Here is a 21,525-nt window from a genome sequence, read left to right as displayed (position 1 = left end):
AGGTCAGTTTCCTTCCTTGGCGGGACCGTTGGTTGCGTCCGGGTTCTCATGACGCGCTTCCGGATGTTCCACCGTGTCCAGATCCTCATGGGCGAAGCGCTTACGCACCAACACGAAGAAGACCGGCACGTAGTAGATCGCGAGGAACGTCGCGGCGAGCATACCGCCGATCACGCCCGTACCGATGGCGTGCTGCGAAGCCGAACCGGCCCCGTTGGAGATCGCCAGCGGCAGCACACCGAGAATGAACGCCATCGACGTCATCAGAATCGGTCGCAGACGCAGTCGCACGGCTTCCATCGTCGCTTCCATCAGCGTGCGGCCCTGCTCTTGCAGATCCTTGGCGAATTCCACGATCAGAATTGCGTTCTTCGCCGACAGACCCACGGTAGTGAGCAGACCCACCTGGAAGTACACGTCGTTGGACAACCCGCGCAACGTGGCGGCCAGCAGTGCACCCAACACGCCCAGCGGCACCACCAGAATCACCGAGAACGGGATCGACCAGCTTTCGTACAAGGCAGCCAGGCACAAGAACACGATCAGGATGGAGATCGCATACAGCGCCGGTGCCTGCGAGCCCGAAATACGCTCTTCGAACGACAGCCCCGTCCACTCCAGACCGATACCCGGCGGGAGTTGCTTCGCGATTTCTTCCACCGCCTTCATCGCGTCGCCCGACGACTTGCCCGGTGCCGGCATACCCTGAATTTCCACGGCAGGCACACCGTTGTAGCGTTCCAGACGTGGCGAACCGTACGTCCACTTGCCCGTGGCGAAGGCCGAGAACGGCACCATCGTCCCGCTGCTGTTACGCACGAAGAGCTTGTTGATGTCCTGCGGCAGCATCCGGTCCTTCGGTTCCGCCATCACGTACACCTTCTTCACACGACCGCGGTCGATGAAGTCGTTCACGTACGACGAGCCCCACGATGCCGACAACGTCTGGTACACGTCGGCAATCGACAGACCCAGTGCAGCGGCCTTTTCTTCGTCGACGTCGACCTTGTACTGCGGCGTGTCGTCCAGACCGTTCGGGCGCATGTTCGCCAGATTCGGGTTCTTCGCCGCCATGCCCAGCAACTGATTACGGGCGGCCATCAGGGCGTCGTGACCCAGACCTGCACGATCCTGCAACTCGAAGTCGATACCGCCCGCGTTACCGAGTTCCGGCACCGACGGCGGGTTGATCGCGAAGATCATGGCGTCCTTCACGCTGGCGAACGCCTGGTAGGAACGCGCAATCACGGCCTGCACCTTGAGGTCGGATGCCTGACGGTCCTCCCACGGCTTCATCATCGTGAACGCCAGACCCACGTTCTGACCACGGCCGTTAAAGCCGAAGCCCGTCACCGTGAAGATCGAACGAACCGAGTCCTTTTCCTTCTCGAGGTAATGCTTCTCGACCTGCTTCATGACGTCGAGCGTACGCTCCTGCGTCGCACCCGGCGGCAATTGCACAAGGTTGAAGAAGTAACCCTGGTCTTCGTCCGGCAAGAACGCCGTCGGCATACGCACGAACAGGAAGCCGACGACCGCCACGATCACCACGTAGACGATCAAGAGCGGCGTGGTGCGCTTGAGCAAGCGCTCCACCTGACCCTGATAGGCCTTCGAACCGCTGTCGAACTTGCGGTTGAACCAGCCGAAGAAGCCGCGCTTCTCGTGAACCTCACCCTTCTTGATCGGCTTGAGGATCGTTGCGCACATGGCCGGCGTGAGCACGATAGCCACAAGCACCGACAACGCCATGGCCGCCACGATGGTCAGCGAGAACTGACGATAGATAGCACCGGTCGAGCCGCCGAAGAATGCCATCGGCACGAACACGGCCGAGAGCACGAGCGCCACACCCACCAGCGCACCGACGATCTGATCCATCGCTTTCTTCGTCGCTTCTTTTGGACTCAGCCCTTCTTCCGCCATCACCCGCTCGACGTTTTCGACCACCACAATGGCATCGTCGACGAGCAGACCGATGGCGAGCACAAGGCCGAACATCGATAGCGTGTTGATGGAGAAGCCCGCCGCACCCATGATGCCGAACGTACCGAGCAGCACCACCGGCACCGCGATCGTCGGGATGATCGTTGCCCGCAGGTTCTGCAGGAACAGATACATCACGAGGAACACGAGCACGATACCTTCGATGAGGGTCTTGATCACTTCCTCGATCGAGATCTTCACGAACGGCGTGGTGTCGTACGGATAGTCGACCTTCATGCCCTGAGGGAAGTACGGTTCGAGTTCGGTGACTGCCTGCTTGACGGCGGTGGCCGTCTGCAGCGCGTTCGCACCGGTGGCCAGCGTAATCGCCAGACCGGCGGCCGGCTTGCCGTTGTAACGTGCCACGACCTGATACGACTCGCCGCCCAGCTCGATGCGCGCCACGTCACCCAGACGCACTTGCGAGCCGTCCTTGTTGACCTTGAGCAGAATCTTGCGGAACTGCTCCGGCGTTTGCAGACGGCTTTGCGCCGTCACGGTCGCATTGAGCTGCTGGCCCTTCACCGCAGGCGCGCCACCCAGCTCACCGGCCGAGATCTGCACGTTCTGCGATTGAATGGCGTTCGAGACGTCGATGACCGTCAGGTTGTAGCCGTTGAGCTTCTGCGGATCGACCCACACGCGCATGGCGTACTGCGAACCGAACAGCTGGACCTGACCCACACCGTTCACACGGCTGATCGGATCCTGCACGTTGGCTGCAATGTAGTTCGCCAGGTCGATGTCGGTCATATTGCCGTCATCGGAATACGCGCCGATCACCAGCAGGAAGTTCTTGGTCGCTTTCGCCACCTTGATACCCTGCTGTTGCACCTGCTGCGGCAGCAGCGGCGTGGCAAGTTGCAGTTTGTTCTGCACCTGCACCTGGGCGATGTCCGGGTTCGTGCCCTGAGCGAACGTCAGCGTGATCTGGGCGGTACCCGAGCCGTCGGACGTCGACGACATGTACTCAAGGTGATCGATACCGTTCATCTGCTGCTCGATCACCTGCGTGACCGTATCCTGCACGGTCTGCGCCGAAGCGCCCGGATAGGTCGCGGTGATCTGCACGGACGGCGGTGCGATCGGCGGGTACTGCGAGACCGGCAGCTTCAGAATCGAAAGCGCACCGGCCAGCATGATGACAATGGCGATCACCCAAGCAAAGATCGGGCGATCGATAAAAAACTTTGCCATGAATAAGGCTCCGCGTTATTGGGCTTTGGCGCTCGAGGCGGCGTCGGCCTGCGAGGCACCCGAAGCGCTGGCAGCGGCCGGTGCGCTCGCACCTGCCGGCTGTTGCGCCTGAGCACCCGGCAACTGTGCCGGCACGGCCTTCGCAGGCGAACCGGGGCGCGCCTTCTGAAGACCCGACACGATCACCTGATCGCCTGCGGCAAGACCCGAGCTCACCAGCCACTTGTCGCCGATCGCACGGTCGGTCACGAGCTGACGCAGTTCGATCTTGCCTTCCTTGTTCACGATGAGTGCCGTCGGCTGACCCTTCTGGTCGCGCGTCACGCCTTGTTGCGGCACCAGCAGACCGCCGTCCTTCACGCCTTCCTGGAGCTTGGCGTGTACGAACATGCCGGGCAGCAACTCGCGGTTCGGGTTCGGGAAGATGGCACGCACGGTCACCGAGCCGGTCGTCTGGTCGACGGTGATGTCCGAGAACTGGAGCTTGCCTTCGAGCGGGTACTTCGTGCCGTCTTCCAGCGTCAGTTCGACCTTGGCAGCGTTCTTGCCGGCGCTTTGCAGCTTGCCGTCGGCCAGCGCGCGACGCAGACGCAGGCCGTCGGCGGCCGATTGCGTCACGTCCACGTACATCGGATCGATCTGCTGCACGGTCGTCATGAGCGTAGCGGCGCCGGACTGCACGTAAGCGCCTTCGGTCACTTGCGACAGACCGGTGCGGCCCGAGATCGGAGCCGGCACGTCGGTGTAGCCGAGGTTGATCTTCGCCGTATCGACGGCAGCCTTACCGGCTTGCACATCGGCGTCGGCTTGCAGTGCTGCGGCGACCGCGTTGTCGTAGTCCTGCTTCGACACGGCTTCGACGGCGACCAGTTGCTTGTAGCGATCGGCCAACAGCTTGGTCGACGCCTGATTCGCCACGGCCTTTGCGAGCGTTGCCTTGGCATTCTCGTAAGCGGCCTGATACGTTGCCGGATCGATCTTATACAGACGCTGGCCAGCCTTGACGTCACCGCCTTCGGTGAAATCGCGCTTGAGCACGATCCCGTCGACGCGCGCACGCACGTCGGCGACGCGGTAGGGCGCGGTACGGCCTGGCAGGTCGGTCGTCAGCGTGACGCTCTGGGGTTGCAGTGTCACGACGCCGACTTCCGGCACCATGGCCTGCGGCTGCTGCGGCTTCTTGCCGCACGCGGCCAGGGTCAATACCGCGAGTGCGACGGCAGTGACCATCCCCAGTGAACTTCTCTTGACGTGCATATACGCCCCCGATAAATGGAATGCGGTCAAACAAAATGACGAATAACGTTGCGACGATTGCGACGGCGAAGGCCGGTCCGCAATCCCGTCGCACAAAGGCGGGCGGCAAATACCAAAAGGCCCGGTTGAGCGGGCCATCGGAGACAGGCCCGCCGGATGGGACGGGCGGGCCAACAAGACGTCCCCGGGCGCGGCACAGGCCGCGCACGCTGGCACTCGTGTGAGATCGTCGAACAGGCTCCGGGACATCAGGCGACCTTGACGCACGCACCTAACCCCCAATCAGGCGGCGCGGCTTCATCAATTCGCTCTCTCCGGTCAGGGAGTTATCCCTTAGAGGAGGCAGCTTAAATGGTCCCTGTGCAATAGAGCAAGCGGCTGCTATTATAGATACATTCATGAATGTATGTAAATCACATTGCGTCGCACCATAGTGCGGCGCGGTTTACATGACATTTCACAAATTTCCGCTGCCCCTGTGACACGACGATGGCCCGCAGAACGAAAGAAGAAGCGATCGAGACCCGCAATCTGTTGCTAGACACCGCCGAGACGGTGTTCGCGCAGAAAGGCGTGTCGCGCACGTCGCTGGCCGACATCGCCGAAGCCGCCGGCCTCACGCGCGGCGCCATTTACTGGCACTTCAAGAACAAGATCGACCTCTTCAACGCCATGACGGATCGCATCCGTCTGCCGATGGAGCGCATGATCGACGAGGAATGCACCGAGCCGGAAGACGGCGACCCGATGCAGCGCATGCACGAGATTTGTAAGCTGGTGCTCAAGGAAACCGCCCGCAACGAGCGCCGCCGCCGCGTGCTGGACATTCTGTTCCACAAGTGTGAATACACGAACGAGATGCTCTCGGTGCTGGAGCGTCAGCGCGAAGCCTGCGCGGACGGCAAGCAGCGCATTACGCGTGACATGGAACGCGCCATCGAGCGCGGTCAGTTGCCTGCGGCGCTCGACACACGGCGGGCGGCGATCATGCTGCACGCACTGGTCGTCGGCATGATGTCGGACTGGCTCTTCCTGCCGGACTACGATCTTGGTGCCGAGTGCGACGCCGTCGTCGACGGCTTCTTCGACATGCTGCGCACCAGTCCGGCGATGTTGCGCCCGGGCGGGCAGACGGCAGCCGTCTGAGATGTGACGAAGGGGCCCGCTCGCGGCCCGTCGCGATTTACTACATATATTAATTAGCAGACGTCGCGCCCGATCCTCGCTTTCGCCATGTCCGGCGGACGTGCACATTGTCCCGAATTCTCCGTTTCGCGACGCGGCATTGCCGCGCCCTGCGCCATTCGAATGCCGTGATGAGGCATATCGCTGTACAGCGCCGCACCGTTATATATAATCCTACACAACGCGTTGCGCACCCCGCGCAGCCGAAGGTCCGGCCTCGCTGCCCGACCGTATCCATGAGCCGACTCAAGGCTGCGCGGCGAATTCCGCGCCCGCCGAGTCCGCCTTGCCACCACACGCTGGAGACCACTTTCGTGAAAGCTGTCGCAACCACTGTCACTGTTAGCCACACGTCCCAAGCCTCGAATACCCCCGGCACGATGCTGCGCCGCGCCCTCGGCGTTGCCGCCGTCGGCGCCAGCCTGTTGTTTGCTGGCCACGCCGCAGCCCAGCAAGTGTTCGCTGCCGCCAGCATGAAGGATGCCCTCGACGACCTGTCGGCCGCCTACACCAAGGAAACGGGCAAGAAGCCGGTGCTCGTGTACGGTGCAAGCTCGACGCTCGCCCGTCAGATCGAGAAAGGCGCGCCCGCCGACGTCTTCATCTCGGCCGACCAGGACTGGATGGACTACGCGCAAAAGCACGACCTGATCGACACGAAGACCCGCACCAACCTGCTCGGCAACGAACTGGTGCTGATCGCGCCCGCCACGACCTCGGGTGACGTCGACCTCAAGTCGGGTACGGATCTCGACGCGAAGCTGGGCAACGGCAAGCTTGCAATGGGGGACCCCGCTCACGTACCGGCTGGCCTCTATGGCAAGGCTGCGCTCGAGAAACTCGGCATCTGGTCGAAGGTGCAGGGCAAGGTGGCCGCCGCCGACAACGTGCGCAACGCGCTGCTGCTGGTCGCCCGTGGCGAAGCGCCGTACGGCATCGTCTACAAGACGGACGCCAACGCCGAGAAGCGCGTGCGCATCGCCGGGACGTTCCCGGCCGACAGCCATGCACCGATCGTCTACCCGGTGGCCGTGACGAAGCAGGCCAACCGCGCCGACGCCGATCCGTTCTTCAAATTCCTGCAAACGCCGACGGCTCAGGCCACGTTCCAGCGTTTCGGTTTCAGCCGTCCGTAATTCGACATGGGCCTCACCCCGGAAGAATGGGGCATCGTCGAACTTAGCCTGCGCGTAGGTTTGTGGGGCACGCTTTGCAGCCTGCCCTTCGCCTACGCGGCCGCCTGGCTGCTCGCCCGTCGGCACTTCCCCGGCAAGGCGCTGCTCGATGCCATCCTGCATTTACCGCTCGTACTGCCGCCGGTGGTCGTGGGCTTCGCGCTGCTCGTCCTGTTCGGTGCGCAAGGCGCAATCGGCAAGCTGCTGCGCGAGTGGTTCAACTTCACCTTCGCTTTTCGCTGGACGGGCGCAGCACTCGCGGCGGGTGTGATGGGCTTTCCGCTGCTCGTGCGCGCGATCCGGCAAGCGCTGGAATCGTCCGACACGAAGCTTGAGCAGGCCGCTCAGACGCTCGGGGCGGGCCCCTGGCTCACCTTTCTCACCGTGACGCTGCCGCTCACCGCGACTGGCGTGCTGCACGGCTTCGTGCTGGCCTTTGCGCGTGCCCTGGGTGAGTTCGGTGCGACGATCACGTTCGTCTCGAACATTCCCGGGCAGACGCAGACGCTGCCGCTGGCGATTTACACGGCCACGCAAGTCCCCGATGGCGACGCGATGGTCTGGCGCATGTGCGCGATTTCGGTCGTACTGGCCGTCGCCACGCTCATCTTCTCCGAAGTGCTGATTCGCTTCGGCAACCGCAAGGCGATGGGTCATGACGGTTGAAGTTCGTCTCCAACACCGCTTCGGCAGCTTCGTACTCGACGCCGAGTTCGCCGCAGGCATGGGCGTAACAGCCCTGTTCGGCCCGTCCGGCAGTGGCAAGAGCACGGTGGTCAACGCCGTCTCCGGTCTGCTCAAACCCGACGCCGGACGCATCGTCGTGGGCGCTGACGTGCTCTTCGACAGCGCCGCCGGTATCGCACTGCCGACCTGGCGTCGTCGCATCGGCTACGTGTTCCAGGATGCACGCTTGATGCCGCACTTCACCGTACGCCAGAACCTGCTCTTCGGACGCTGGTTGCGACGTCGCGATGTCGCTGCGGCAGGTAGCGGTGCAATCGCCCTCGAACATGTCGTTGATGTGCTGAACCTCGGTCACTTGCTCGACCGTCGTCCGGGCGCGCTCTCGGGCGGCGAAAAGCAGCGTGTGGGCATCGGCCGGGCGCTGCTGTCGTGCCCGCGCATGCTCCTCATGGACGAGCCGCTGGCCTCGCTCGACCATGCAAGGCGTCTGGAGGTCCTCGACTACCTGAACCGCATTCGTCACGAACTGAAGCTACCCGTGCTGTACGTCACGCACTCGCTCGACGAAGTCATGCGACTGGCCGATCAGGTGGTGCTGTTCAAGGAAGGACGCACGATCTCTCAGGGCGCACCGGCCGATGTCCTCAATCTGCATCGCGACGCTCTCGACGGCATCGCCGAATCACCGGGCATTGTGTTGGAGACGCGCATCGTCGCGCACGACGCGCAATACGGTCTGACGGAACTCGCCGTGAACGGCAGCGACACGATCCGGTTGCGCGTACCCCGCGCGGGTGGCGAAGCGGGAGACGCCTGCCGCATTCTCGTACGCGAACGCGATGTGGCCGTCGCGACGTCCGTCCCTGTCGACACAAGCGTGCTTAACGTGCTTCGCGCACGCGTCTCAACGCTTCGCGACCTTGGCGACTCGGTCGAGGTCGGTGCCACACTCTCCGGCGACGCCGCAAATACCATGCTTCGCGCGCGCATCACACGCTTCTCTGCGGATCAACTGCAACTCGCGCCGGGACGTGACGTGTACCTGCTCATCAAATCGGTGGCGCTGACACGCTAACGTGGTACTGGACGCGCGTTTGCGCCTTTCGATAAAGGACAAGGCGTCGCAACGGAACCCGCTGCGACGCCTTGTCACTATTTTCGCTATGGGAAGCGATTACTTGCTCATCGCGTCGCCCTTGCCCATCGCATCGCCCTTCTTCATGGCGTCGCCCTTGCCCATCGCGTCGCCCTTGCCCATCGCGTCGCCCTTCTTCATCGCGTCGTGCTTGCCCATCGCGTCGCCCTTCTTCATGGCATCGCCCTTGCTCATGGCGTCGTGCTTGGCCATGGCATCGCCTTTGCCCATCGCGTCGCCCTTGCCCATGGCGTCCTGTGCAAATGCGGCACCCGTGCCAAGTGCCAGACCCATTGCCATCACTGCCAGATATCGTGTCTTCATTGCGTTTGCTCCAAGAGTGAGAAATTTCCAGTGAGACGTTTCCTGTCCGTCCCGTAAGTCGTGCAGCGGTACGCAGCCGGGAAGCGAATCGAGTCCCCGGCCATCGCATCAACTGCCGCCGAACCAGTTGTATCCCTGGTCCTCCCAATACCCGCCCGAGTACGTGTTCGTCACGTAGATCGCGCGGATATGCTTGGGATTCTTGTAGCCGAGCTTGGTCGGGATGCGTAGCTTCATGGGGAAGCCGTACTCCCGGGGCAGCGTCTGGCCGTCGTAGGTGAGCGCCAGCAGCGTCTGCGGATGCAGCGCCGTCGGCATGTCGATGCTCGTGTAGTAATCGTCTGCACACTTGAAGCCGACGTACTTCGCCGAGGTGTCCGCGCCGATGCGACGCAGGAAGTCTGCGAACGTCACGCCGCCCCAGCGTCCGATGGCGCTCCACCCTTCCACGCACACGTGACGCGTAATCTGTTCGGCAGCGCGCGGGGCAGCGAAGTCACGCAGGGCGTCGAGCCGCCACGGCGCTTTGTCGGCGATCAGGCCAGACAACTCCAGCCGGTACTCGGCTTCGTCCACCGCGGGCGCTTCGTCCATCGAGTAGAACGCGTTGAACGGAAACGGACGCGTGATGGCCGAGGCCGGGAACGTCGGGGCCAGCACGCTCTTTCGGAACAGCGCGGCCTGCACGCGATCGTTCCAGCGTGAGATCCTGGTCAGCGCCGACTCCACACTGGCGTTGTCGTCGAGCGAACAGCCGGACAGCAACGCCACGCCGCCGAGCGACAACGTCCGTGTGAGAAACGCGCGGCGCGACGGCTCGGACACGCGACGTGTCATCAGCGCACGGGCTTCGTGAAGAATCGCATCGCCGTCGCGCACGACCGGGGCGTCGGACATCAGGATCGAGGACTTGCGTTCGGGCGTCATGGCGAGGCTTCCTTGGTGTCGGCGTGCGCTGAATGGGGACAGCCCCGTTCAGCGTCCGGTAATCATGGTGCGCAGCGTGCGGGGCACCAACGCCACCATCGCCACGTGGACGACGACGAAGCCCACGAGGCCAGCCATCGCAATGAAGTGAACGAGGCGCGCGCCCTGAAAGCCGCCGAACAGCGTGCACAGCCAACCGAGTTGCACGGGCTTCCAGACGGCAAGTCCCGATGCGACGAGCAACACCAGATCCAGCACCGCGAACAAATAAGCGGCGCGTTGCACCTGGTTGTAGTGACGGGGATCCTCGTGCGTCAGACGACCGCGCAGTGCCGCGAAGAGATCGCGCAGCACACCACGCGGCGTCAGCGGGAAGAAGCGACGCGAGAAGCGGCCGCTTGCAGCGTTCGTCGTCAGATAAATCAGACCGTTGGCGACCAGCAACCACATGGCGGCGAAGTGCCACTGCAATGCGCCGCCGAGCCAGCCGCCGAGCGTGATCTCGTTCGGGAAACGGAAGGGGAAAATCGGCGACGCGTTGTAGATGCGCCAGCCGCTCATGACCATCACGACGACGGCCAGCACGTTGAGCCAGTGCGTCACGCGCAGCCACCACGGCTGAACCGTAGCGGGACGCACCGGAGGCTGTGCCACAGGGGGCACGGACTTCGTCATCGTGGTCATCGCGGTCTCCATCGCAGAAGTGTTATTCGATGGAGTCAGTGTCGCCGCGTGCCGGTGACGAAGTCCTCACGAAGAATTAACTTTTTCGTGATGAACGGCGCGAGTGGGAATACCGGGCGCTAAACGGTGTTGCGGTCTTGCCGCGCGCGGCAGTTCACTCGTCGTCCGGATCGACGGCCTGACCGTCTTTGAGATACGCGTCGAAGGTTGGTACGTGGGCGTCGAGCAGCGAGCGAATTTCCTTGATGAGGGTGTCGTAATGCGCGACGAGGTTCTGCGCGAATGGTGTCAACTGTGCGCCACCGCCCGATACACCGCCGATGTGACGTGTGACGAGCGGCTCGCGAAACTCGTGGTTCATCGCTTCGACGAGCAGCCACGCGCGACGGTACGACATGTTCATGCGACGCGCCGCCGCCGAGATCGACCCCGTTGCATCGATGGCGCGCAGCAGCGTGAGACGCCCCGGGCCGAACACCGGCGTTTCGCCGTCACGTATGCGCACGCGCACGTCGTACCCCGCCACACCCGGCGACACCGGTTCCTTGCCAGCCGCTTCGAGCGCTTCGGCTGTCGCCAGCAACTCGCGCGCGAGCGAGTCACGCTGCGCGTCTTCCTGCGGTGACGGTGAAGCGGGCGGCGCGGATTTGCCCGGACGGCGCTCAGCTGGCATGGTTGCCCCACATCACGATAAAGATCAGGATCAGCAACGCCACGACCCATGGCCACCAGCGCGAGAGCTTGCCCCGAGTCGCAGGCATGTCGCGCATCGCGGCGTCGGTCGCCAGCGCGGCAGCCACTTCGCCGTCGGCGGCGATGGGATCGTTCAGCTTGTGGTGCGGCGCGATAGCGGCCGTCAGGCGTCGGAAGAATTCGTTGGCGAGCGCGGCGGCCGCGCCATCGACCTGCGGCGTATCGAGCTTGGCGTACTCGCCGCCGAACTGCGCTTTCAGGTCGTAAGTCAATAATGTGGTCATCGGTCCTTGCGGTTGCAGCGTGACGGTGGCCTGACCGCGTGTGTGGCCAGCCGACGAACCGATCCCGTCGAAATGCAGTGTGTACGAGGTCGGCACGATCACATCGGTCAGCTTGATGCGCCCGGTCCAGCGTCCGCCCACGGGGCCAAGCGTCGCCGCGATCGCGATGGTCCACGTCGTGTCGTCCACGCGCTCGATCGACTCGCATCCGGGAATGCATCCCTGCAACACGCCCGGGTCGTTCAGCGCAATCCACGCGACATCGCGCGCGACGGGTAACTGCCGACTGTTCTGTAGTTCCATTGCCCCTCTCCTTAGCGTCTGCGCCCGATGGACGTCGGTCCTTCAGGTGGCATGGCAGCATCGCAACATGGCGACGTACGGATATTGCGGCATTGCGGCGTTGTCTCGAACATCAAACTATTGTGACACGAGTTACCGCTCGTCAGATCACGGCTGCGGCATTGCGTCCGAGGGGTGGCGATGCCGACCCGCCGCACGCCGGCCGCCGCCGGAACCCCGTCCGACCGGAGTATCGGTTGAAATACAGCGCGAGCCAAGGCGCGATATACTTCGCCGCATCACATCGAGCGGCGCAAAATCAGAGCCATCGCAGCCAATGTCCCCTGGCCAGCGGTCGGCCGCTCGCGTATTGGCGAAGGAAGAGTGCTATGGACAGTGTCGATCTGGAAGTGCTGAAGTCCGCCGTACAGTGGACCCGCGCAGGCTTTTTCGTCACGCTGGGCACCGTTGTGCGCACCTGGGGCTCCGCCCCGCGTCCCGTGGGCTCGATGCTTGCGATCCGTGAAGACGGTCATCTCGTCGGCTCCGTGTCCGGCGGCTGCGTCGAAGACGATCTCGTCGCGCGTATTCGCGACGGCGACTGGCCACAGGACCGTCCCCAAATCACCAGCTATGGCGTGACCGCAGAAGAAGCGCATCGCTTCGGGCTCCCCTGCGGCGGCACGCTGCAACTGGTGCTCGAACCCGTGCGTGAGACGTCGCGCATTCCCGAACTGCTCGACAGCATCGGTAAATTCCGGCTGGTCGTGCGCGAACTGGACATGAAAACCGGCGCAGTCCGCATGGCGCCGGGACATCACACGCCGTCCGTCGAATTCGACGGCGAGCGTCTGATCACGTCGCATGGGCCGCGCCATCGTCTGGTGGTGATCGGTGCGGGACAGCTCTCGAAATATGTGGCGAGCATGGCGTGCGCGCTCGACTATCACGTGATCGTCTGCGACCCGCGCAGCGAGTATGCGGACGAATGGCAGGTCGAGGGCACCGAACTTTCGCGCGAGATGCCGGACGATCTCATCGTCCGTCTGCAACTCGATTCCCACAGCGCCGTGCTCACGCTCACGCACGATCCGAAGCTCGACGACATGGCACTGCTCGAAGCGCTCAAGTCGCCAGCGTTCTACATCGGTGCGATCGGGTCGCGTGTGAACAATGCACGGCGTCGCGAGCGGCTCTCGCTGTTCGATCTGAGCACGACGGAAATCGAGCGGCTGCATGGCCCCGTCGGCATGCACCTCGGCGCGCGCACGCCTGCCGAAATCGCCGTGGCGATTCTTGCCGAGATGACCGCGATCAAAAACGGCATCGCCGTCACGCAGACGTTTGCCGTGCGTGCCGACGATGCATCCGACGCGTCAGACGACGACGCCCCCTCTGCAGCGGCGTGCCGCAGCGCCGCCTGAGAGCTCCGCCCGTCGCCCCCCACCTTTTCCGAATCTGCAAAAAAAGCGCCGCCATGAAGAACATGGCGGCGCAACTCGCTCACTCGTTGCAGAGTGGTACTGCCTGGTACTGCCTGGGTAACTTCAACTTACGCGTCAAACATCCGTGGCACTACATTCGCCCGACTGATCGGCACGTCATTCGTGCGGCCACAGAAACGATGCAACGGCATGACCCTTGGCGGAAACCTTCACATCCTTCGTCATGGGCTTGCCCTCGTACGTCACCTTCACGGTGTAGTCGCCGTCGGGCAACTTCACCAGCATGTAAGGCCCTTTCGAGCGCGTATCGAGCACTGTCGTGCCGCCATGCATGATCTGCACCTGTGCGTCGGCAATGTATTCGTTCGCGCCATTGCCGCGTGCGGCCATCATGATGGACAGCGGCCAGCGCGACGCTTCACGCTTGAACGTGCCCGATTCGTCGCTGTCGATGCCGCCGGACACGTATGTCACGTTGCCCTGCTGCATCGTCGGCGGCAATGTGCCGCCTTGTGCGTGGGCGACGGAAATGCCGCCCAGACTGCCCGTCAGTGCTGCGGCGGTGGCGGCGGCCACCGACCAGCGTTGCCATTGTTGTTGCCACATGTTCAACCTCCCCTTGCATGACTTAAGCGATGCGGTTCGTACCGACAGCGCAGCCGTCGGTATCCGGGTAGTGCGTGGCACCCCTTGGCGTCGTTCTCGGGGCCTGTGTTGCCCTTGTTGCCCTATGGCTTAGCCGAGATCGACCGGGATGAAAATCTGTTGCCCGTCGCGCTGCACGAGCAACGCGACATTATTACCTGCCTTCTTGAGCTTCTCGCTCAGTTGCGCGGCGCTCGTCACCGGCGTGCCGTTGAGCGACAGAATGATGTCGCCCGCCTCCACCCCGGCCTGCTCCGCCGGACCACCCGCGCGGGCGACCAGCAGACCGTTCGTCACCTGCGCCGCCTTCTTCTCCTGCGGCGACAGTTCACGAACCGCCAGACCCAGACGACCGTGCGTTGCCGAATCGTCGGTGCTCGCCACGTCCTTCTTGTCGTTGAGCGCGGCAATCTTCACCGACACATCCTGCTTTGCGCCGTTACGCCACACGGTGAGCGTGGCCGTCTGGCCCGGACGCATATCTGCAATCTTCTCCGGCAACTGCACCGAATCTTCGATGGTCGCGCCGTTGACGGCCAGAATCACGTCGCCCGGCTTCAGATCCGACTTCGCCGCCGGGCCGCTCTTGTCGATGGACGACACCAACGCCCCGGTAGGCTTGGGCAGACCGAACGACTTCGCCAGCGACTGGTTCACTTCCTGAATCGCCACACCGATGCGACCGCGACTCACCTTGCCGTACTGCTGAAGCTGCGTCTTGACCTTCATCGCCATGTCGATCGGAATCGCAAACGACAAGCCCTGGAATCCGCCAGTACGCGAGTAGATCATCGAGTTGATGCCGATGACCTCACCGTTCAGGTTGAACAGCGGTCCGCCCGAGTTGCCCGGGTTGACCGGCACATCCGTCTGGATGAACGGTGTGTAGTTCTCGTCGGGCAACGCACGCGCTTTCGCTGAAACGATACCCGCCGTCACAGTGTTGTCGAAGCCGTACGGCGAACCGATGGCGACCACCCACTCACCCGCCTTCGACTTCGACGGATCGCCGATCTTCACCGTCGGCAAATCCGTGGCGGCAATCTTCAGCAACGCAACGTCGCTCGCCTTGTCGCTGCCCACGACCTTCGCTTTGTACTCGCGCTTGTCGGTGAGCTTCACCGTCACCTGACTCGCGTCGTCGACGACGTGGGCGTTGGTGAGGATGTAGCCGTCCGGGCTCACGATGAAGCCCGAGCCGAGGCTGCGCGTCGGCCCGCTGCTGCTGTCGTCGCCACCGCTGTCGCCTCCGTCGTTACCCGGTGCGCCGTAGAAGTGGCGGAAGAACTGGAACAGCGGATCGTTCGGATCCATGCCCGGCGGGAGCTGATTCGCAGCCGAGCCGCGTTGCGCCGAAGGTTTCCCATCGTGCGTCACACTAATGTTGACTACGGCCGGTCCGTATTGTTCCGCCAGTTGCGAGAAGTCCGGCACCAGCATGCGGGGCGCGGTGTTCGGGGTATTTTGCGCAGCGACCGGCGTCGCGGCCGGGGAGCTTGCAGCGCTCGCGTCGCTGACCATTTCCGAGGTCAGAGGCGTCTGCCAGTGCTGACGACCGGCCACATAGCCGCCCGTCAGGGCGACGAGCACGGCACCGGCAACCAACGTACGAGTGAGCTTCGAAGTCTGCATGAGTCTCTCCTTACCGACGACCACGTTTGAACATGACTGTCATCGTAGAGAGGCTCCCTTAAGAGAACCTTAAGACGAAACTTGAAGAAACATTCGGGGCACTTTAAGACGGCAACGCAGCCATTCGACGCAAAAGGCGTCGACGCCGCGATGTCATTCATCGAAGACGATTCGGAGCGCCAGCGATTGCTATGCGTCACGGTTGCTGGCGTTTGAAGGCGCACCTCGCGTCGTTCGACTTGCATACGTCGCGTGCCGCTGTCTACGGTGGCTGGGTGGTGCAATTTCGCGCCGCGCCTTTTCATCGACAGGAGAATCACGATGCGCAAGATCGATATGTTGGGCACCTCCGCAGCGTCCACGCCCGCCCAGCCCTCACAGCCCTCCCAGCCCCGTCACCGCGTACGCCATGCGCGTCGTGCGTCAGGCTGGATCGGCGCAGCCGGTACGTTTTTCTGTCTGACGCTGGCGATGTCTGCGCAGGCCGCCTCGGGTAATGGCGTGGGCACGCAGGGCCCGGCGGACTCGACGCCAGCGCAAGGGGCGATGTCCGGGCAGATGCAAAGCCAGAACGGTGAATGCTCGAAGGATTCGCCGACCGATCAGGCCATCGTCGGCAAGTCGCTTACGGAAGCGAAGTCGATGCTGCAAGGGTGCCCGTGGCGCATCGGCATGCAGGACGGCCGTGCCATGCCGACGACGCGCGATCACCGGCCGGATCGCCGCACGCTCACGATTGAAAACGACAAGGTCACGGGCGTGACGCGCGGATGAGTAGCGCAGTCCGTCGTCAACGCGGTGTCGGCGCGAGCGCTGGCACCGCAAGACGCGATGCCCGCGATGCCCGCGCTACTCGTGAGTTCACAGCGCAGGCGGCACCGAGGTCGCGCCGCCGAAGCTCACGCGCACGCGCAATCCGTGACCGTTGCGAGCGTCCAGCAACTCCACCTGTGCGCCATGCGCCTGCGCGATGTTTCGCACGATGGCGAGACCCAGACCACTGCCCTGCGCACGCGGCGCGTCCGGCTCGCTTGCCGCGTCCGCCGGGTACTGGCCCGACGCATCGGACGGCACCGTGCCATCCGCCGCCGCCGCGCCGCCACGGAAGAATCGATCGAACACGCGCTCGCGCTCGGCCGGTGCAATGCCCGGGCCGGTGTCTTCGATCTCGACCACCGGAGAGGGCGTTGCCGAGATCAGACGCACATCCACGTGCCCGCCGCGCGGCGTGTATTTCAGCGCGTTGTCGACGAGGTTGCCGAAGAGCGTCTGCAGTGCGTTCGTATCGCCGCGCACGCGACTGATCTGCGCCAGCGCGTCGGGGGCGTCCAGCCCCAGATCGATGCCGCGTGCGATGGCCAACGCCGCATGGTGCGCCACGACGTCCTGCAACAGCGGAGCCAACGGCAAGTCGGTGAACGCCGTTGCCGCACGCGCGGCATCCGGTTCCTGGCGCGCCAGCGTCAACAACTGCGCGACCATGTGTGATGCACGACGCACGCCCTCACGCAAATCGCGCATGGCTTCGGCACGCTCTGCATCGGTGTGCGCGCGTTCGAGCAACTGCACCTGAAGCTGCAAAGCGGCGAGCGGCGTACGCAACTCATGTGCGGCGTCTGCAACGAAGGCCTTTTGTTGGACCAGTGCGTCGTCGAGCCTGCCGAGCAAGCTGTTAAGCGCACGCACCAGCGGACGCACTTCGTCCGGCAAACCGGCTTCGGGGAACGCCTCCAATGCGCCCGGCGCACGCGCATCGAGCGCCTTCGTCACACGACGCAGCGGTCTCAACCCGCGTCCCACGACAATCCACACGAGCAAGCCGAGCAACGGCATCGCCACGACCAGCGGCAGCAGCGTGCGCAACGCCATCGACACGGCGAGTGAGTCGCGGATCACCATCGGCTGCGCCAGTTGCACGACGTTATCGCCCACGCGCGCCGCGTAGACGCGCCAGTCGCCGACGGGGGTCTGCACGGTGGTGAAGCCGAGTTCGGCACGCGGCGGCAGTGGGGTGCGCGGGTGCGAGTAGTACAACTCCACGCCGTTCTGGCTCCATATCTGGATGACGAGACCTTCCGTGTCGTTGTGCTCGCCCGGCACGCTGGAGAACGATTCGGCAGGCAGCGACAACGCCATCTGCTGTAACTGGAAGTCGAACAACTCGTTGGCTTCCGTGCGGGCCTGACGGAAGATGGCGATGCCTGCGAGCACCAGCGCAATCGCCAGCGTAATGAGCAAGCCGAAGAGCAGACGGCGACGAATCGAGCGCATCAGTTCGCCTCCGGCGCCGACATGCCACCGTTCGGGGACTCGTTCGTCTGCGCGGGCATCATATAGCCGACACCACGCACCGTGCGGATGGCATCCGCGCCGAGCTTCTTGCGCAACCCGTGAATGTGGACTTCGACGGCGTTGCTCGCGACTTCCTCACCCCAGCCGTAAATGCGCTCTTCGAGCTGCGACTTGGATAACACCGCGCCGGGGCGATTGAGCAACGCTTCGAGCACGGCGTATTCGCGCGCCGAGAGCATGACGGGCGTGCCGTCGCAGGTGATCTGACGCGTTGCCGGGTCGAGCACAATGCCGCCATGACGCAGCAACGGCTCGCTGCGCCCGGCCTGACGGCGCACCAGTGCGCGCAGCCGCGCCGCGAGTTCGTCGAGATCGAAGGGTTTAACGAGGTAGTCGTCGGCACCGGCGTCCAGCCCCTTGACGCGGTCTGCCACGGCATCGCGCGCGGTGGCAATGAGCACCGGCAGCGTCTGGCCACGACCGCGCAGCGTGCGCAGCACGTCGATACCGTCGCGACGCGGCAGACCGAGATCGAGCAGCAGCGCGTCGTACGACTCCACGGCGAGCGCGTCGAGCGCGCGCTGCCCATCGCCGACATGGTCGACGGTCCAGCCGTCCTGGCGCAGACCTTTCATGACGGCCGTGGCGATCATCGTATCGTCTTCCACCAACAAAATTCGCATGGTTTGGCACCGGTTGAGGCTTTGCCCGGGGTGTCCGACATCGGTCGCCAGCATTGGGCGTCCATCTATTTGCACGACGCAAAGCGCGTCGCGAGGGATCGCTCAATGTTGCCTTCGAGTGACACTCACCGGAATTCGACTCATTGTAGCGACAGTTCGTTGCACGTCGGACTTACAATGGCACGCATCGCACTGCGCTGTGGGGTTTCGCAGCGCGCAACACTGGAGAACTCCGCCCGTCATGCGTTTGCTACGCCTGCCCCGCCGCCCTTTGCATTGCCTTCGTCACGCGTCCGACGCACCGCATCGCCTCAGCTCCCTCCCGCACTCGTCACTTCCGTCGCGCTCCGCCATTTCCCCAATGCCTAACGTAGCGCGCGCCTGTGGCGCGGTGCTGGCCATTGCCATGCTGGCAAGCGTGCCCGTGCACGCAAAATCCGAAAAGCAGGCGAAGCGCAAAATGCCGAGGGTGCCGGTGACGGCACCGCATGCCACACCGTTGCCGCAACCGCTGGCCCGCGCGCTGGCGGCGAGCAAGGTGCCCGCGTCGCACGTGAGCGTGATCGTCGCGAAAGTGGACAACCCGCTGCAAACGCGTGGCGCGGTGCCTGCACCGCTGCTCGCCGTGAATCCGAACGTGCCGCGCAATCCCGCGTCGACGATGAAGCTCGTCACGACGATTGCCGCGCTCGACACACTCGGCCCCGACTATCGCTGGCGTACGCAGGCGTACACCGACGGTGCATCCGACGGTCGTACACTCAACGGCAATCTCTACTTCAAGGGCACGGGCGATCCGAAGCTGGTGCCGGAAGAGATGGAGAAATTCGTCACCGAACTGCGCAATGCGGGCGTGACGAACATCAACGGTGACATCGTGCTCGACCGTTCTGCCTATAGCGCGGACATCGGCGCGCAAGGGCCCATCGACGGCGACACCGACCGTCCCTACAACGTCGCGCCGGATCCGCTGCTGTACTCGTTCAAGGCAATGTCCTTCAGCTTCACCGGCAATCCGAACGGCACCGTGGACGTCGGCGTGCTGCCTCCGCTCGCGAACCTGCAGGTGGCGAACGAAATGTCGTCGACGCCCGCAGGCAATTGCGGCGACTGGCTCACGCGGATTCATCCCACACTGAGCACGACACCCGACGGCGCCTATGTGGCGCACTTCTCGGGCACGTATCCTGCGTCGTGCGAGGACAAGGGATGGAACATCGCCGCACCCGATCGCGACCGCTTCTTCCTGGGTGGCTTCCGTGCGCTGTGGCAGGCATCGGGCGGCCAGTTCACCGGCAACGTACGTACGGGTGTTGTCCCGCCGGGTGCACGTCTGCTCGTCACGCACCGCGGTCAGACGCTGGCCGAAGTCGTGCACGACATGAACAAGTTCAGCAACAACGTGATGGCACGTCAGTTGTTCCTCACGCTGGGGTTCGCCGCCGACGGCAAAACGCCCGCCAGCATCGCCCGTTCGCGTGAAGTGCTCACCCGCTGGCTCGAGAAGAACGATATCGCCACGCCGGGCCTCGTCGTGGAGAACGGCTCCGGTCTGTCACGTGTGGAGCGCATCAGCGCTTCGGAACTGGCGCGACTGCTGCAACACGGCATCAATAGCCCGACCGGGCAGGTGCTCATCGAATCGATGCCGACGGTCGGCGTCGACGGCACCATGCGCAATCGTCTGACCAATCGAGACGTGGCAGGCAACGCGCACATCAAGACGGGCACGCTCGACGATGTGGGTGCGGTAGCTGGCTACGTTGCGACGCGCTCCGGCAGCACTTACGTCGTGGTGTCGCTGATCAACGATCCGAAGGCCAGCAACGCGCGTCCGTTCAACGACGCGCTGATTTCGTGGGTGTACGAAAATGCCCCATGAGTGCCCCATGAGCGCCCCTTGAGTGGAGCTGGCGTCGGGCTTGCATCACGCTTACGTTGTGCTTTCGACGTGCATCGACGCAGAAGCGAGGCCCGGCGCGGCACTTGACGTTTCCCTCTAACGGCAGCGCCAGCGAGGGTGATTCGCGTCAGAATAGACGTTCCATCGGTGTCACCTGCACCGGCCGTGTCACGTAAATTGGCACGTCAAGAGATGCAGGGACACCGGTTCAGATGACCCAATCGTGAGGAGACGCGAGGTCATGAACGTCGAGTTGATTCTGCTGGCGCTCGCGCCGGTCTTCGTGCTGTGCATCGGCATCGAGGCGTGGTACTGGCGACGCCGCCGTCCCGGCATGTACAGCCTGAAGGACACCATCAGCAACGCGACGCTCGCGCTCATGCATCAGGGCGCGGACAAGCTCGCATGGCTGCTCATCGTGCCGTTCTACGCGTGGCTCTACGACCATCACCGTATCTACACGATGCCCGCCGGATGGGTCGGCTTCGTGCTGCTCTTCATCGTTCAGGATTTTCTCTACTACGTGTTTCACCGCGCCAGCCACCGCGTTCGCTGGTTGTGGGCGGCGCACGTCGTGCATCACTCGTCCGAGCGGCTGAATCTGTCGACGGCCTTCCGGCAGAGCCTGATGTACCCGGTGGCGGGCATGTGGTTGTTCTGGACGCCGATGGCGCTCATCGGCTTCACCCCGATCCAGATCGTCGGCGTGGTGCTGCTCAACCTCGCGTTCCAGTTCTTCGTGCACACGCAGGCAATTCCGAAGCTCGGCTGGCTGGAGTACGTGCTCAATACGCCGTCGATCCATCGTGCACATCACGCACGCAACCCGCGCTACATCGACCGGAATTACGCAGGCGTGCTGGTGATCTGGGACCGCATGTTCGGCTCATACGTCGAAGAAAGCGACGCCGAGCCGTGCGAATACGGCATCGTCGATCAGATCCACACCCATAACCCGATCACATTGACGTTCCACGAATGGCGCACGATGGCGCACGACGTCGCCACGATGCCGGGCTGGAGAAACAAGTGGATGGCGTTGTTCGGGCCGCCGGAATGGCGTCATGCACGTGAGACGACGCCGATGCCGGAGGGAAAGACGACCTAAG

Annotated in this window: 19 protein-coding genes; 8 read left to right on the top strand and 11 right to left on the bottom strand. The window is 63.6% G+C overall.

Going from position 1 to position 21,525, the window contains the following annotated elements; translation table 11 throughout:
• Positions 1-3: 3 nt before the first annotated feature.
• Both PCO31010_RS20820 and PCO31010_RS20815 read right to left on the bottom strand, forming a co-directional pair.
• On the bottom strand, positions 4-3,183 hold the full coding sequence (locus PCO31010_RS20820) for an efflux RND transporter permease subunit (protein ID WP_150665957.1): 3,180 nt from the start codon (positions 3,181-3,183) through the stop codon (positions 4-6).
• Between the two features lie 15 nt (positions 3,184-3,198).
• On the bottom strand, positions 3,199-4,440 hold the full coding sequence (locus tag PCO31010_RS20815; RefSeq protein WP_150665956.1) for an efflux RND transporter periplasmic adaptor subunit: 1,242 nt from the start codon (positions 4,438-4,440) through the stop codon (positions 3,199-3,201).
• 489 nt (positions 4,441-4,929) lie between these two features.
• Here PCO31010_RS20815 and PCO31010_RS20810 point away from each other — a divergent pair, with 489 nt between their 5' ends.
• The 4 genes from PCO31010_RS20810 (at position 4,930) to modC (ending at position 8,562) form a co-directional block, all read left to right on the top strand.
• Positions 4,930-5,586, top strand: a complete 657-nt coding sequence (locus tag PCO31010_RS20810; protein WP_150665955.1) for a TetR family transcriptional regulator — start codon at positions 4,930-4,932, stop codon at positions 5,584-5,586.
• Between the two features lie 353 nt (positions 5,587-5,939).
• Positions 5,940-6,761 (top strand): molybdate ABC transporter substrate-binding protein, encoded by an 822-nt coding sequence (modA, locus tag PCO31010_RS20805; protein ID WP_246184706.1) that lies wholly within the window; start codon positions 5,940-5,942, stop codon positions 6,759-6,761.
• 6 nt (positions 6,762-6,767) lie between these two features.
• Positions 6,768-7,466: a molybdate ABC transporter permease subunit gene (gene modB / locus PCO31010_RS20800; RefSeq protein WP_039396645.1), complete on the top strand. Its 699-nt coding sequence runs from the start codon at positions 6,768-6,770 to the stop codon at positions 7,464-7,466.
• The gene (modC, locus tag PCO31010_RS20795; protein ID WP_150665954.1) at positions 7,456-8,562 is read left to right on the top strand and encodes a molybdenum ABC transporter ATP-binding protein; all 1,107 of its coding nucleotides are present in this window, start codon (positions 7,456-7,458) and stop codon (positions 8,560-8,562) included. The genes modB and modC overlap by 11 nt, the downstream gene beginning before the upstream one ends.
• 99 nt (positions 8,563-8,661) lie before the next feature.
• Here the strand turns inward: modC and PCO31010_RS20790 are convergent, their stop codons facing one another.
• From PCO31010_RS20790 to PCO31010_RS20770, 5 genes are all read right to left on the bottom strand, one after another.
• Positions 8,662-8,946, bottom strand: a complete 285-nt coding sequence (locus PCO31010_RS20790; protein WP_150665953.1) for a hypothetical protein — start codon at positions 8,944-8,946, stop codon at positions 8,662-8,664.
• Between the two features lie 108 nt (positions 8,947-9,054).
• Positions 9,055-9,873: a molybdopterin-dependent oxidoreductase gene (locus PCO31010_RS20785; RefSeq protein WP_217426185.1), complete on the bottom strand. Its 819-nt coding sequence runs from the start codon at positions 9,871-9,873 to the stop codon at positions 9,055-9,057.
• A gap of 48 nt (positions 9,874-9,921) precedes the next feature.
• Positions 9,922-10,548 (bottom strand): cytochrome b/b6 domain-containing protein, encoded by a 627-nt coding sequence (locus PCO31010_RS20780; protein ID WP_150666120.1) that lies wholly within the window; start codon positions 10,546-10,548, stop codon positions 9,922-9,924.
• 163 nt (positions 10,549-10,711) lie between these two features.
• Positions 10,712-11,230 carry a winged helix-turn-helix domain-containing protein gene (locus tag PCO31010_RS20775; protein WP_150665952.1) on the bottom strand — a complete coding sequence of 173 codons (519 nt, stop codon included), beginning with the start codon at positions 11,228-11,230 and terminating at the stop codon, positions 10,712-10,714.
• Positions 11,220-11,837, bottom strand: a complete 618-nt coding sequence (locus PCO31010_RS20770) for an SRPBCC family protein (RefSeq protein WP_150665951.1) — start codon at positions 11,835-11,837, stop codon at positions 11,220-11,222. The genes PCO31010_RS20775 and PCO31010_RS20770 overlap by 11 nt, the downstream gene beginning before the upstream one ends.
• Before the next feature lie 368 nt (positions 11,838-12,205).
• Between PCO31010_RS20770 and PCO31010_RS20765 the strand changes: the two genes are divergently transcribed.
• Positions 12,206-13,240, top strand: coding sequence for an XdhC family protein (locus tag PCO31010_RS20765; RefSeq protein ID WP_150665950.1), 1,035 nt, complete (start codon positions 12,206-12,208; stop codon positions 13,238-13,240).
• A gap of 177 nt (positions 13,241-13,417) precedes the next feature.
• Here the strand turns inward: PCO31010_RS20765 and PCO31010_RS20760 are convergent, their stop codons facing one another.
• Together PCO31010_RS20760 and PCO31010_RS20755 are read right to left on the bottom strand one after the other, a co-directional pair.
• Positions 13,418-13,867 (bottom strand): carboxypeptidase-like regulatory domain-containing protein, encoded by a 450-nt coding sequence (locus tag PCO31010_RS20760; RefSeq protein WP_150662261.1) that lies wholly within the window; start codon positions 13,865-13,867, stop codon positions 13,418-13,420.
• 129 nt (positions 13,868-13,996) lie between these two features.
• Positions 13,997-15,538, bottom strand: coding sequence for a DegQ family serine endoprotease (locus PCO31010_RS20755; protein WP_150665949.1), 1,542 nt, complete (start codon positions 15,536-15,538; stop codon positions 13,997-13,999).
• A 321-nt stretch (positions 15,539-15,859) separates the two neighbouring features.
• Here PCO31010_RS20755 and PCO31010_RS20750 point away from each other — a divergent pair, with 321 nt between their 5' ends.
• Positions 15,860-16,312, top strand: a complete 453-nt coding sequence (locus PCO31010_RS20750) for a hypothetical protein (protein ID WP_150665948.1) — start codon at positions 15,860-15,862, stop codon at positions 16,310-16,312.
• An 87-nt stretch (positions 16,313-16,399) separates the two neighbouring features.
• Here the strand turns inward: PCO31010_RS20750 and PCO31010_RS20745 are convergent, their stop codons facing one another.
• The gene (locus PCO31010_RS20745) at positions 16,400-17,809 is read right to left on the bottom strand and encodes an ATP-binding protein (protein WP_150665947.1); all 1,410 of its coding nucleotides are present in this window, start codon (positions 17,807-17,809) and stop codon (positions 16,400-16,402) included.
• Entirely contained in the window at positions 17,809-18,513 is a 705-nt protein-coding gene (locus tag PCO31010_RS20740; protein ID WP_150665946.1) for a response regulator, read from the bottom strand. Before PCO31010_RS20740 ends, PCO31010_RS20745 begins: the two co-directional genes overlap by 1 nt.
• Before the next feature lie 361 nt (positions 18,514-18,874).
• Between PCO31010_RS20740 and dacB the strand changes: the two genes are divergently transcribed.
• Both dacB and PCO31010_RS20730 read left to right on the top strand, forming a co-directional pair.
• Entirely contained in the window at positions 18,875-20,395 is a 1,521-nt protein-coding gene (gene dacB, locus PCO31010_RS20735; RefSeq protein ID WP_150665945.1) for a D-alanyl-D-alanine carboxypeptidase/D-alanyl-D-alanine endopeptidase, read from the top strand.
• A gap of 262 nt (positions 20,396-20,657) precedes the next feature.
• The gene (locus PCO31010_RS20730; protein WP_150665944.1) at positions 20,658-21,524 is read left to right on the top strand and encodes a sterol desaturase family protein; all 867 of its coding nucleotides are present in this window, start codon (positions 20,658-20,660) and stop codon (positions 21,522-21,524) included.
• The last annotated feature ends 1 nt before the right edge of the window (position 21,525 follow it).

It is taken from the genome of Pandoraea commovens, assembly GCF_902459615.1.
In the GTDB taxonomy this organism is placed as follows: Bacteria; Pseudomonadota; Gammaproteobacteria; order Burkholderiales; family Burkholderiaceae; genus Pandoraea; species Pandoraea commovens.
This window is presented reverse-complemented; position numbering and strand designations above follow the sequence as displayed.